At 63.7% G+C, this 11971-nt stretch carries 13 protein-coding genes; 8 read left to right on the forward strand and 5 right to left on the reverse strand.

All coding sequences use genetic code 11. From position 1 onward, the window contains the following. Positions 1 to 39 precede the first annotated feature (39 nt). Genes ACQ651_RS15780 through ACQ651_RS15795 form a run of 4 tightly spaced genes read right to left on the reverse strand, consistent with a single transcriptional unit; the run spans position 40 to position 3388 of the window. A complete protein-coding gene (locus ACQ651_RS15780; protein ID WP_430450339.1) occupies positions 40 to 624 on the reverse strand; it encodes a LysE family translocator in 585 nt (194 codons plus the stop codon). 16 nt (positions 625 to 640) lie between these two features. Then, entirely contained in the window at positions 641 to 1792 is a 1152-nt protein-coding gene (locus ACQ651_RS15785; RefSeq protein ID WP_430449798.1) for a CCA tRNA nucleotidyltransferase, read from the reverse strand. Then, the gene (locus ACQ651_RS15790) at positions 1789 to 2391 is read right to left on the reverse strand and encodes a CoA pyrophosphatase (RefSeq protein ID WP_430449799.1); all 603 of its coding nucleotides are present in this window, start codon (positions 2389 to 2391) and stop codon (positions 1789 to 1791) included. The genes ACQ651_RS15785 and ACQ651_RS15790 overlap by 4 nt, the downstream gene beginning before the upstream one ends. Then, positions 2375 to 3388, reverse strand: a complete 1014-nt coding sequence (locus ACQ651_RS15795; protein ID WP_430449800.1) for an Hsp33 family molecular chaperone HslO — start codon at positions 3386 to 3388, stop codon at positions 2375 to 2377. The genes ACQ651_RS15790 and ACQ651_RS15795 overlap by 17 nt, the downstream gene beginning before the upstream one ends. 141 nt (positions 3389 to 3529) lie before the next feature. Here ACQ651_RS15795 and rfbC point away from each other — a divergent pair, with 141 nt between their 5' ends. The 5 genes from rfbC (at position 3530) to ACQ651_RS15820 (ending at position 8182) form a co-directional block, all read left to right on the forward strand. Continuing rightward, the gene (rfbC, locus tag ACQ651_RS15800; protein ID WP_227285684.1) at positions 3530 to 4102 is read left to right on the forward strand and encodes a dTDP-4-dehydrorhamnose 3,5-epimerase; all 573 of its coding nucleotides are present in this window, start codon (positions 3530 to 3532) and stop codon (positions 4100 to 4102) included. Continuing rightward, positions 4099 to 5139, forward strand: a complete 1041-nt coding sequence (gene rfbB, locus ACQ651_RS15805) for a dTDP-glucose 4,6-dehydratase (protein ID WP_430449801.1) — start codon at positions 4099 to 4101, stop codon at positions 5137 to 5139. Before rfbC ends, rfbB begins: the two co-directional genes overlap by 4 nt. Next, positions 5136 to 5990: a dTDP-4-dehydrorhamnose reductase gene (gene rfbD / locus ACQ651_RS15810; RefSeq protein WP_430449802.1), complete on the forward strand. Its 855-nt coding sequence runs from the start codon at positions 5136 to 5138 to the stop codon at positions 5988 to 5990. The genes rfbB and rfbD overlap by 4 nt, the downstream gene beginning before the upstream one ends. After that, the gene (gene rfbA, locus ACQ651_RS15815) at positions 5987 to 6865 is read left to right on the forward strand and encodes a glucose-1-phosphate thymidylyltransferase RfbA (RefSeq protein WP_430449803.1); all 879 of its coding nucleotides are present in this window, start codon (positions 5987 to 5989) and stop codon (positions 6863 to 6865) included. The genes rfbD and rfbA overlap by 4 nt, the downstream gene beginning before the upstream one ends. 66 nt (positions 6866 to 6931) lie before the next feature. Continuing rightward, entirely contained in the window at positions 6932 to 8182 is a 1251-nt protein-coding gene (locus ACQ651_RS15820; RefSeq protein ID WP_430449804.1) for a glycosyltransferase family 4 protein, read from the forward strand. A gap of 9 nt (positions 8183 to 8191) precedes the next feature. Here ACQ651_RS15820 and ACQ651_RS15825 read toward each other — a convergent pair whose 3' ends face one another. Next, positions 8192 to 9307 carry a polysaccharide biosynthesis/export family protein gene (locus tag ACQ651_RS15825; protein WP_227285679.1) on the reverse strand — a complete coding sequence of 372 codons (1116 nt, stop codon included), beginning with the start codon at positions 9305 to 9307 and terminating at the stop codon, positions 8192 to 8194. Between the two features lie 104 nt (positions 9308 to 9411). On the opposite strand from ACQ651_RS15825, the gene ACQ651_RS15830 reads away from it, so the two are divergent. The 3 genes from ACQ651_RS15830 to galE all read left to right on the forward strand — a co-directional run bounded on the left by ACQ651_RS15830 (position 9412) and on the right by galE (position 11965). After that, positions 9412 to 10263, forward strand: coding sequence for an NAD-dependent epimerase/dehydratase family protein (locus tag ACQ651_RS15830; RefSeq protein ID WP_430449805.1), 852 nt, complete (start codon positions 9412 to 9414; stop codon positions 10261 to 10263). After that, positions 10260 to 10868: a sugar transferase gene (locus ACQ651_RS15835; protein WP_430449806.1), complete on the forward strand. Its 609-nt coding sequence runs from the start codon at positions 10260 to 10262 to the stop codon at positions 10866 to 10868. Before ACQ651_RS15830 ends, ACQ651_RS15835 begins: the two co-directional genes overlap by 4 nt. Before the next feature lie 86 nt (positions 10869 to 10954). After that, on the forward strand, positions 10955 to 11965 hold the full coding sequence (gene galE / locus ACQ651_RS15840) for a UDP-glucose 4-epimerase GalE (RefSeq protein ID WP_430449807.1): 1011 nt from the start codon (positions 10955 to 10957) through the stop codon (positions 11963 to 11965). Positions 11966 to 11971 lie beyond the last annotated feature (6 nt).

Here is an 11971-nt window from a genome sequence, read left to right on the forward strand (position 1 = left end):
GGCGCTGAAATGGCTGAGACTCGGGATATAACCCCCCCGTCACAGAAAAACCATGACGGCCGACACCGCCAGAGCGCTTGCCATGATCCGGGCAAAGATCCGCCAAGCTCGTGGTGTCTTTAGCAGATAGGCCAAAGCGGCTCCTGCGAGGGTCCAAAACAGGCAGACAAAAAGATTCAAACCCGAAAATGCCATGGCAAGACGCTGCGCTTCGCCCAGCGGCCCGAGACCGGCCCCGTAACCGGCGGCGGCGGCCATTGCGACGGCCCATACCTTGGGGTTGACCCATTGGAACAGAACCGCCTCCACGAAGGTGAAGGGCCGGTCGCCCTCCTGCCGGTCGCCGCCCGCGGCCGAGGATTGCCAAAGCTTCCAGGCCATCCACAGGATCCAGCCGCAGGCCGCCAGCTTCAGCGCGGTTTCCAGCCCGGGGCCCGCCGCCGACAGCGCGGCGCCGACCCCAAGGCCCGTCAGCCCCGCAGTGACGCCGACGCCCACGACAACGCCCAGGATATGCGGCAATGTCCGGCGAAAGCCGAACCGTGCCCCCGATGCGGTCAGCAGGATGACATTCGGACCGGGGGAGAAGAGGCCGACAAAAACAAAGGCATATAGCGGATCCAGAACGTGCTCTCCGCTGTCAGGACAGGAGCGCGGTGCGGTCGAGCGTAAAGCCGGATGCGATCCAGCGGTTTTCCAGCTCCTTCAGTTTCGCCCCGAGTGCCGGGCCGGACAGCGCAGGCATCAGATCCGCAGCGGTAAGCGGGAAACGGGCGTCAGCCCCACGCGCGACATCATCCAGTTCGGCCGGATCAAGCCGCCGCTCGAAACTGGCCCCCCGCAGCATCAGGATATCGCGGGCGTCGTCCGCGCCATGGCGGTACCCAAGCTCCATGGGCCCGGCGGAGGTTCCGATCTGTTCGGCAATCAGGGCAAGACGCCGGCCTTCCGCCTTGCTGAGTCTCAGGGCGCTTTCCGGAGATTGCCCCCCCAGCGCGGCCAGTCTTCGGATCGGATCGGCCGGAATGTCATGCGCATCCTCGATATCAATCAGGATCGGCAAGCGGCGCGCATCCGCGCCGGGCAGGGCATGGATCAGCACACCGGTCTGCGCCATTGCCGCGACAGCCGGGGCCGGGTTCGGGGCTGACAGGAGTTTCTTGATCTCACTGCCGATCCGTTCCTTCGACAAGGTCTCCAAACCGGCAGACAGAGCCGCACAGGCAGACAGACCATCCGTGTCCGGGCCGTTTTCCGGATCCGCGTACCAGGCGTGGAACCGGAAGAAACGAAGGATGCGAAGATAATCCTCCCGGATGCGATCCTCCGCCCGTCCGATAAAGCGGAGCCGCCGGCCGGACAGGTCCGCCAGCCCCTCGCCGGTCGGATCGAGAACCGCCCCGTCCGGTGACGCATAAAGTGCGTTCATCGTGAAATCCCGACGCGCGGCATCCTCGGCGATATCCGTCGAGAAGGCGACGGTCGCGTGCCTGCCATGGGTTTCGACATCCTTGCGAAAAGTCGTGACCTCGTGAGGTTTGCCTTTGGCGATCACGGTCACGGTGCCATGCTCGATCCCGGTGGGCACGGCGCGCAGCCCGGCATTTTCGGCCAGATCGCACACCACGTCCGGCGTTGCATCGGTGGCGATATCAATATCGCTCACCGGCGCGCCGATAAGACCATTGCGCACGCAGCCACCCACGAACAGCGCCTGAAACCCGGCCGCTTTCAGCATGGTGCAGACCGCCTGCGTTCCGCCATGGTCCATCCACGGGCCCTGCAACTTCATTCGGTCACCCTGTCGGCCAGAGATTTGAGCATCCGCGCCGTCGCACCCCAGATATAGTAGGGCCCGTATGGCACGACATAGAACTGCCGCCAGACACCGCGCCAGCGTCGCCGTTCGACGCGATAAACCGTCGGATCCATCAGCATCGCAAGCGGCGCGAAAAAGACCTCCGCGACCTCTCCGGGTTCGGGAATGGCCACGAACCCGCGATTGAGAGAGGCCAGCACCGGGGTGACCTCATAGCCTGTGACCGTTTCGTGACCCGGCAGTTGCCCCATCACCGAGACATCGCCGCGCCCCAGGCCGATCTCTTCCTCCGCCTCGCGCAAGGCAGCATCCACCGCATCTGTGTCGGCGTCATCCACCTTGCCACCGGGAAAGGCAATCTGACCCGGATGATGCTTGAGGTGGGAGGCACGTTTGGTCAGGATCACCTGCGGTTCGCCGCCCGTTTCGGCAATTGCCACCAACACCGCCGCGGGGCGCAGTTTCCGACCCTGCGGCAGGGCGACATCAGGGTTCAGATCGTAATCGGACGATGGTCGCGCAGGCCTGGCCAGCGCGGCGCGCAGCATGTCCAGATCAACTGGCCGGCCCATCGCCATCATCCACGGGTCTTGCCGCCTCAAACCCCAGTGTCAGGGGGTCGAATTCGTAATGCGCGCCGCAAAACTGGCAGTCGGCGGTGACGATCCCGCTTTCGGTCGTCATGTGAGAGATATCCTTGGCCGAATAGATCGACAGGCTTTGCCGCACCTTCGCCGGCGAGCAGGTACACCCGAACTGGACGGCCTGCGCGTCGAAAACCCTGGGGCTTTCCTCATGAAAGAGACGGACCAGAAGATCGGTCGGGGCGACGCGCGGACCAATCAGTTCCAGATCTTCCACCGTATCCAGAAGCGTATTGGCGCGGTTCCAGTTTTCCCCTTCATCGGCGTCCAGAATATCCTCGGCCGAGAGCAATCCTTCTTCGCCGGAGCCGTCCTCGCCCGTCGCATGCGGAGACGCCTTGGGCATGTGCTGCAACATCACGCCGCCGGCGCGCCAATGCACGCCCTCGCCCGGCTCCTGCGAACGGCCATAGCTGAGCGCGAACCGTGTCGGCAACTGCTCGGACTGGGCAAAATAGGCCTCAGCGCAGGCGGTCAGGGCACCCCCCGCGATCGGTGTGATCCCCTGATAGGGCGCATTGCCCGCACCCTGATCGATCAGGATCGCGAAGTACCCCTTGCCGATCTGGGCAAACGGATCGGCGGCATCGTCGAAGCCATCCTTGTCATAACTTGCATAGGCGCGGATCTGTGCCGGCGCGCCATCCTCGGCGGGCGCGAAGAAATCCGTCGCAATCAGGCGCAAGGGTCCGTCACCGCGCACTTGCAGCGACAGTTTCCAGCGCAGCTTGATGGTCTGCCCGACCAGAGCGGTCAGAAGCGCCATTTCGGCCACCATTGCCTCCACGCCCGCCGGGTAACTGTGCTGCGACAGGATATTGTCCAGCGTTCCGTCCAGACGTGCCACGCGGCCCCTGATATCGGAGCGATCAAGCTGGAACGGGAGGACGGTATCGTCCCACGCGATTTTTGCAGTCAATGTCATTGGGTTTCCTTGTGCCCCATTGGGCTGGCATATCGCGCCCATATAGGCGCGGCAACTCCAATCCCAAGGGGTTTCGGGGTGACTTGCCCCGGTTCCCTTGGTATCGAGCGGATCGTGAGCCTTTTGGTCAGGGACGCCGGAATGAACATAGAAACGACACCGCTGGCCGGTTTGCTGATCCTGACACCGCGCCGCTTTTCCGATGAGCGGGGGTATTTCAGCGAAAGCTGGAACCGCAGGACGCTTGCAAGCCACGGGATAGAGACGGAGTTTGTGCAGGACAATCACTCAATGTCCGAAGCGGTCGGAACGATCCGCGGCCTTCATGCGCAGACCCCGCCCCATGTGCAGACCAAACTGGTGCGCTGTGGCCGCGGATGCGTGTTCGATGTGGCCGTGGACGCAAGGACAGGCTCACCCACCCGCGGGCAATGGTTCGGTGTCGAGTTGAGCGCCGAAAACGGGCGCCAGCTTCTGATCCCGGGCGGGTTCCTGCACGGCTTCGTCACCCGCGCGCCGCAGAGTGAGCTGATCTACAAATGCAGCGACTTCTACGCGCCCGATTGCGAGGCCAGCGTGCGGTTTGACGACCCAGATCTCGCGATCGACTGGGGCCTTGGCGATACGGATCCCGTCCTGTCGGCGAAAGACGAGACGGCGGGCCGGTTCGCAGCGTTCGACTCGGGCGTCCCTTGGGTGGGAGACGTCTCATGAAGCTGATGGTGACCGGCGGCGCCGGGTTCATCGGCTCCGCCGTGGTGCGGCTGGCGGTCGCCCGCGGCCACGAGGTGGTGAATGTCGATGCGCTGACCTATGCGGCCTGTCTGGAAAACGTCGCCATGGCTGCCGACAGCCCGCTTTATGCCTTCGAACAGGCCGATATCCGCGACGCCGCGGCGATGAACCGCGTGCTGAGCACCCACCGGCCGGACGCGATCATGCATCTTGCCGCCGAAAGCCATGTGGACCGCTCCATCGACGGGCCACTGGCCTTTGTCGACACCAATCTGCGCGGGACCGCGACCCTGTTGGAGGCCGCGCGCGGGTTTTGGGCGGAACAGGGCCGGCCCGAGACGTTCCGGTTCCATCACGTCTCCACCGACGAGGTGTTCGGCAGTCTGGGGGAAACCGGCCGGTTTTCCGAAGAGAGCCCCTACGCTCCGAACAGCCCCTATGCCGCGTCCAAGGCCGGCGCCGATCATCTGGTGCGCGCGTGGCATGAGACCTATGGTCTGCCGGTCGTGCTCAGCAACTGTTCCAACAATTACGGGCCGTTTCATTTCCCCGAAAAGCTGATCCCCGTGGTGATCCTGAAAGCCTTGGCCGGAGAGCCCATTCCCGTCTATGGAACAGGCTCTAACGTGCGGGATTGGCTCTATGTCGAAGATCATGCGGAGGCTTTGATGACGGTCCTCCAGAAGGGCCGGATCGGGCGCAGCTATGCGATCGGCGGCGAGGCCGAGGCGCGCAATATCGATCTGGTAGAGACGCTTTGCCGGATCCTCGACCGCAAACGCCCCAAGACCCGCTCCTATGCCGATCAGATCAGCTTTGTCACGGATCGCCCCGGCCATGATCAGCGCTACGCGATCGACCCCACGCGCATCCGCGAAGAACTCGGCTGGCGGCCCAGCCTGTCCTTGCAGGAGGGGCTGGAGCGCACCGTGGACTGGTATCTGGCAAACGAGGACTGGTGGCGCGCCCTGCAATCCCGCGACGGAATCGGCAACCGGCTCGGGATCTTGTCATGACGGTTCTGGTCTTCGGCGCATCTGGCCAGGTTGGCGGGGTTCTGGCAGGCCTGCCGGAGGTCGTGGCCCTCGATCGCCACAAGGCGGACCTGAGCCGACCGGAGATCTGCGCCGGGGCTATCGAGGATGCGAAGCCCGATCTGGTGATCAACGCGGCCGCTTTTACCGATGTGGACGGCGCCGAGGAACAGGAAGCGCGCGCCCATCGGATCAATGCCGATGCTCCGGAGGCGATGGCGCGCGCCTGCGCGGCGATGAACATTCCCTTTGTCCACATCTCGACCGATTATGTCTTCGACGGCGCCGGGCAGACGGCACGAGCGCCCGATGCACCGGTCGGACCGCTCGGCGCATATGGGCGCAGCAAGCTGGCGGGCGAAGAGGCCGTTCGCGCGGCGGGAGGCGTCCATGCGATCCTGCGCACCTCCTGGGTGTTTGACGGGCACGGAAAGAACTTCGTGACCACCATGCTGCGGCTCGGCGCCAGCCGTGACCGGCTTGCAATCGTGGCCGACCAGATCGGCGGGCCAACCCCGGCCGATGCGCTAGCCCATGCCTGCCTGTCCGTCGGGCGGCATCTCGGCCTCGCCCCGGACGATGGCGGCACCTATCATTTTGCAGGAACACCGGATGTGAGCTGGGCCGATTTCGCAAGGTCGATCTTCGATGTCGCGGGGCTTGATTGCGATGTGGAGGACATACCCACGACAGCCTATCCGACACCGGCCCGGCGGCCTTTGAATTCGCGCCTGGACTGCACCCGGACGGCGACCATCTTTGGCCTTCAGCGCCCCGACTGGCGGGCGCATCTGACGGCCTATCTCTCTTCCGGTGAAAGGCCCCGCACATGACGGATCGCAAAGGCATCATTCTGGCGGGCGGATCCGGGACGCGGCTTTACCCGATCACCATGGGCGTGTCGAAGCAGTTGCTGCCGGTTTACGATAAACCGATGATCTACTACCCGCTCAGTGTCCTGATGCTGGCGGGCATCCGCGAGATCGCGATCATCACCACGCCGCAGGACCAGGCCCAGTTTCAGGCCCTGATGGGCGACGGCGGTCAATGGGGCCTCGATATCAGCTTCATCACGCAACCCTCCCCCGATGGTCTGGCGCAGGCCTATCTTCTGGCAGAGACCTTTCTGGGCGGTAATCCCTCCGCGATGATCCTTGGCGACAACCTGTTTTTCGGCCATGGCCTGCCCGACCTGATGGCGGATGCCTCGTATCTGGGCGGCACCGTGTTCGGTTATCACGTCTCCGACCCTGAACGGTATGGCGTTGTCAGCTTCACGGCTGAAGGGCGGGCCCGGGAGATTGTCGAGAAACCGGCCAGGCCCGCGTCCAACTACGCGGTCACGGGTCTGTACTTTCTGGACGGAAGCGCACCGGAACGGGCGCGGGCGCAGGCCCCCTCCCCCCGAGGTGAACTGGAAATCACCGATCTGCTGCAAAGCTATCTCGATGACGGCGTGCTGGATGTCCAACTCATGGGGCGCGGCTATGCATGGCTAGACACCGGCACCCATGGCAGCCTGCTGGACGCAGGCAATTTCGTCCGCACGCTGGAGACCCGGCAGGGCCTTCAGGTCGGCTGCCCCGAAGAGATCGCCTTCGAACAGGGCTGGATCACCCTCGATGAGCTTGCCGCCCGCGCAAGTCTGTTCGGCAAGAACGACTATGGCCGCTACCTCTCCGATCTTGTCGCGGCCGCGTCCCGCTAGCGGGTTGCGGTGGCGCATGATACCGGAAAGGGTGGCGTTGAGGTTGTTCCAAAGGCTTCGATTGCAATGAAAATCCTCTTTGTGCATCAGAACTTCCCGGGCCAGTACCGGCAGCTGGTCAACTGGCTGATCGCGCAGGGCGGGCACCAGATGGTCGCGCTGACGCAAAGCAAGACACCCCCGAAAATCCCGGGCATGGCAGTTTACGGCTACACGCCCCATCATCGCCCGTCGGACGAGGCTTATGCGCTGTCAAAGTACTGGGAGGAGTGTTGCGGCGCGGGCTTTGGCGTGGTCCGCGCGTGCCGGAAGCTGGAAGCCGAAGGGTTTGTCCCCGATCTGGTGCTGGGGCATGTGGGCTGGGGCGAACTGACATTCCTGAAACAGTTCTGGCCGGATGTGCCGATAATCGGGTTTTTCGAGTATTTCTACCTCGCCAAAGGCGGGTCCGTCGGGTTCGACCCCGAGTTTCCCGCCTCACCAGACACGCCTTTTTTGATGCACGCGCGCAACGCGGTGAACTTCGCCAATATCGAAACCGTGGATCTGGGCCATTCCCCGACGCGGTGGCAGATGGAGACATTCCCGGAAAGTTTTCACCCGAAGCTCTATTGCTGCCATGACGGTATCCGCGCCGATCTGTTGGGCCCGAACCCCCAGGCGGAGGTTCGCCTTGGCCGGCTGAAGCGCAATGTCACTCGCGAGGACGAGATCTTCACCTACATGGCCCGCAATATGGAACCGACCCGTGGGTTCCACATCTTCATGCGCGCCCTGCCCGATATTCTCGCTGCCCGGCCCAAGGCCCGTGTGCTGATCATTGGCGGGAGCGAGACCTCCTATGGCAAGAAAAGCAGTCTTCAGGGCGGCTATCGCGCCGAAATGGAACGCGAGATCGGCGACCGGGTGGATTGGGACCGCGTTCATTTTCTGGGTCGCGTGCCTTACAAAGATTTTCAGAAGATCATCCAGATCAGCCGGTGCCATATCTATCTGACGGTCCCTTTCGTTCTGTCCTGGTCAGTGCTGGAATGCATGGCGATGGAAGCCACGATCGTGGCCTCCGACACCGCGCCGGTGCGGGAGGTGATGACCCATGGCGAAACCGGTCTTCTGGTCGATTTCTTCGATCCCGCGGCCCTCGCCGGGCAGGTGATAGACGTTCTGGAACACCCCGGAGACCATGCGCATCTGGGGCCTGCGGCGCGGGCGCATGTCCTTGAAAAATATGATTTCCTCAGCCGCACCTTGCCTGTGCATCTGGACCAGATGAACCGTCTGGTTCCCAAGGTCAAACAGATCAGGCTGCCGGGCTGACGCCTCTGCCTAGTCCGAGATGTTCGCCGCCTGATTTCCCAGCCCGACAATCGAGCCGAACAGGCCGAATATGGTCTGCGCCGCCGTCACCGGGCTTTCGGTGGCCAAAACCAGATCGCCGGGCGCGATGCGGAAATTGCGGGCGCTGAACAGCCCATCCGATGTGGTCAGATCGAGAGTGAACACCACCCGCTGCTGTCTTGGCCCGCGGGTGCCCGCCTGCAACGCAGACACGGGGTATTCCCGTAGGATCAGCACACCCTGAGGATCGGCGCGGGCGGCCGAAACCCCGCCGATAATGGCCATGGCATCCAGCGCCGTCACGACATCCTGCGGGAAGCGATGCTGCGCCTGAAGCCCGGCTGCACCAAGCGACAGGAAGTACCGCCTGTCCTCTTCGACGATAATCTGATCGCCGCCGCGCAGGCGCGTATCCAGTTGCGGTTCGCTGTAAAGACGGTTGATGGATGTAGCGTAGATCCGGCCGGCGCGAACCAGTCGGATCTGCGGGTTGGCAAGCGCGGGCTGAACCCCACCGCCCTGCGCGATCAGGCCGAGAACGGTGAACGACCGGTCCGGCAGCGGATATGATCCGGGCGCATTCACGCCGCCCACGAGATCGACCGAATTGCCGCGCCCCTCGGACAGGCTCAACTGCACCTGCGCTGAAGGCACGATCGCTTCCAGCGCCTCCTGAATGCTCTCCCGCGCAACTTCGGGAGACATGCCTGCCACCTGCGTGCTGCCCACATATGGCACGAAGATCGTCCCGTTCGGCGCGACCCGGAGATTCGTCAGCGGGACCGCGCGCTGCTCGTCCGTACTCAGAAGCGAGTTTTCGTTGCTGTCCCAGATCGTGAGATCCAGCGCGTCGCCTGCGGCAATCACTTGCCCGCGGGACCCGGCGCTGGCGGCGATCCATTGCCGATGCGGTTCGCCCGTAAGCGGCCATTCGGCCAGGGTTGGCAGGAAGTCGCGCGTCACGGCATAGACCGCGAAATCCGCCGCGTCATCGTCGGCGCCTTGAAGTATCTCTCGTTCCAGCGGCGCCCCGCGCGGCAACGCACAGGCGGCAAGGCCAAGACAGATCAGAACAACAATACCGACGCGCGATATGCGCTTCATACTCACCCGCCCGCCTTGTTCGTTAAAGTCGTCTTAACACTCTTCGAACGACAATAGGCAGGTGACCAGAACGGTCAACGATTTGCGTTCGGAAAGGCAGTAATGTGCGAGTTTTGGTCCTTGGAGCAACAGGTCGATTGGGGCAGATGCTGCGATGGGCGTGGCGCGATCGGCCGGGCTTCGATGTCACATGGCAGACCAGACGGGCGATGCCGGGCGACGACTGGCTGGTTCTGGACCCGCTGACAGAGCCTGAACGCCTGAGGCAGGCCGCATCGGGGCGCGACGCCGTTGTGGTGCTGGCGGGCGTCGTACCTGGCCGAACCGAACCGATGTCCGACAATACGCGCCTGGCATTGGCGGCCGTGAATGCGGTTGCCGAGGACGGCCCGCATGTTTTTCTGGCCTCTTCGGCGGCGGTGTACGGATGCCCCGAAACGCCATGCCGGGAAACGACGCTCCCACGGCCCACGACCCATTACGGGCATGCCAAATTGCGGATGGAGCGGGCGGCCCGCGCCCGGATCCCGGCGGTCACCTGTCTCAGGATCGGCAATGTGGCCGGGGCCGATGCGCTTCTGCGCACGCGCGGTCAGGAAAGCGGGCCGGTTGCGCTGGACCACTTCCCCGACGGGCGCAGCCCAAGGCGCAGCTATATCGGCCCGGCCAGCTTCGCCCGGGTTCTTGCCGAACTGATCGAAGCCGGTGCGCGCGGCGTTCGGTTGCCTCCGACACTGAACATTGCCGCGCCCGAACCGGTCGAGATGGCGGACCTTCTGGAAGCGGCCGCTATCCCGTGGGAAACCCGCCCCGCCCCGCCCGACGCTCTGGCCAGATTGGACCTCGATGTAACGAGACTGAGCAAGCTTGTATCCTTGCCGGTCGCGACCGGCACGCCGGCCTCTCTCATCGCGGAGTGGCGCACCTACCCCGGACAGGGCGGTGCGATCCGGTGACCTGGTACAAACGCGCGTTCGATCTGCTGCTGGCGAGTATTCTGGCAATCGTTCTGGCCCCGGTCCTTGTGGGCCTGCTTATCTGGCTTTGGTGGGTTCAGGGCTGGCCCGTGTTCCATGTTTCCGAACGGATGCGCAGCCCGGACCGGGCGTTCCAGCTTGTCAAATTCCGCACGATGACGTGCGCCCGGGCCGATAGCGGTGTCTCGGGCGGTGACAAGTCCGACCGGATCACGCCCGCGGGCAAATGGCTCCGCGATCGCCGGCTGGATGAGCTTCCGCAGCTTTGGAACGTGTTCAGGGGCGATCTCAGCTTCGTAGGGCCGCGCCCCCCGCTGCGCCTTTATGTCGAAAGGTTCCCGGATGTCTATGCAGGGGTGCTCAGAAGCAGGCCAGGGATCACCGGGCTTGCGACACTGGTCTACCACCGCCACGAAGAGCGGCTGCTGTCCCGGTGCAGAACGTCGGCGCAGACCGACGCCGTCTATGCCCGGGCCTGCATCCCCCGGAAAGCGCGGCTCGATCTCCTGTATCAGCGCCACTGCAGCTTGTGTTTCGACACGGTCCTGATGCTGAAGACGATCCGCCGGGTGGTTGCACGCTAGGCCGGCGCGGGAGGCGCCCAAGCCCGGTTTGACCTCTTAGACAAATCATGTCAGCACTCGGCGATCAGGGGCACAAGGTGATACGGATGACAGACAAGATCCTCCTGACCGGGGGGGCGGGATATATAGGCTCTCATACCTATCTCGCCCTGGTCGAAGCCGGATACGAGGTCGTCATCCTCGACAGCTTCGCAAATGCCCATGCGGATGTGCCGGACAGGCTTGCCCGGATTTCCGGCGCGCCGGTGACCTGCATAACCGGCGATGTGCGCGATAGCGCTTTGCTCGATCGGATCTTTTCCAGCCACCGGATTACGGCGGTTGTCCATTTCGCCGCCCTCAAATCTGTGGCCGAGAGCGTCCAGATGCCACTGACGTACCTGGAGAACAATCTCGGCGGGCTTCTGGTGCTGCTTGCCGCGATGGACCGGGCCGGGTGCCGCAAACTCGTGTTTTCCTCCTCCGCCACGGTTTATGGCATCCCCGATGAAACCCCGACGCCCGAAACCGCCCCGCGGCGCAGCATGAACCCTTACGGCAAAAGCAAAATCATGAGCGAGGAGGTCCTGGAGGAGCTTGACGCGGCCAATGCGGATTGGGCCATCGGCATCCTGCGCTATTTCAACCCCGCCGGCGCGCACAGCTCCGCGCTTCTGGGCGAAAACCCCCGCGATCTGCCGAACAACCTGATGCCGTTCGTGGCAAAGGTCGCCTTGGGTGAGCTGCCGCGGATTCAGGTCTTCGGAAATGATTACGACACGCCCGACGGCACCGGCGTCCGCGATTACATTCATGTCGAGGATCTGGCGCGGGGGCATGTTCTGTCACTGGACGCCCTCATCTCCAAAGGGCAAAGCCATCTGGTCAATCTGGGGACGGGGCGGGGTCAGTCCGTTCTGGAAATCATCGCCGCCTATTCGGACGCCTGCGGTCACGATCTGCCATTCGAGATTGTGGCCCGCCGGCCCGGCGATGTACCCATCTATTGTGCGCGCACCGAACGGGCGAAGGAGGTGCTTGGCTTCTCGACGGAAAAAAGCCTCGCCGACATGTGCCGGAGCAGTTGGGCCTGGGCGATGCGCGGTGGGTCGAGCTAGATCCGC

Source organism: Rhodophyticola sp. (assembly GCF_965284195.1).
Taxonomy (GTDB): Bacteria; Pseudomonadota; Alphaproteobacteria; order Rhodobacterales; family Rhodobacteraceae; genus Rhodophyticola.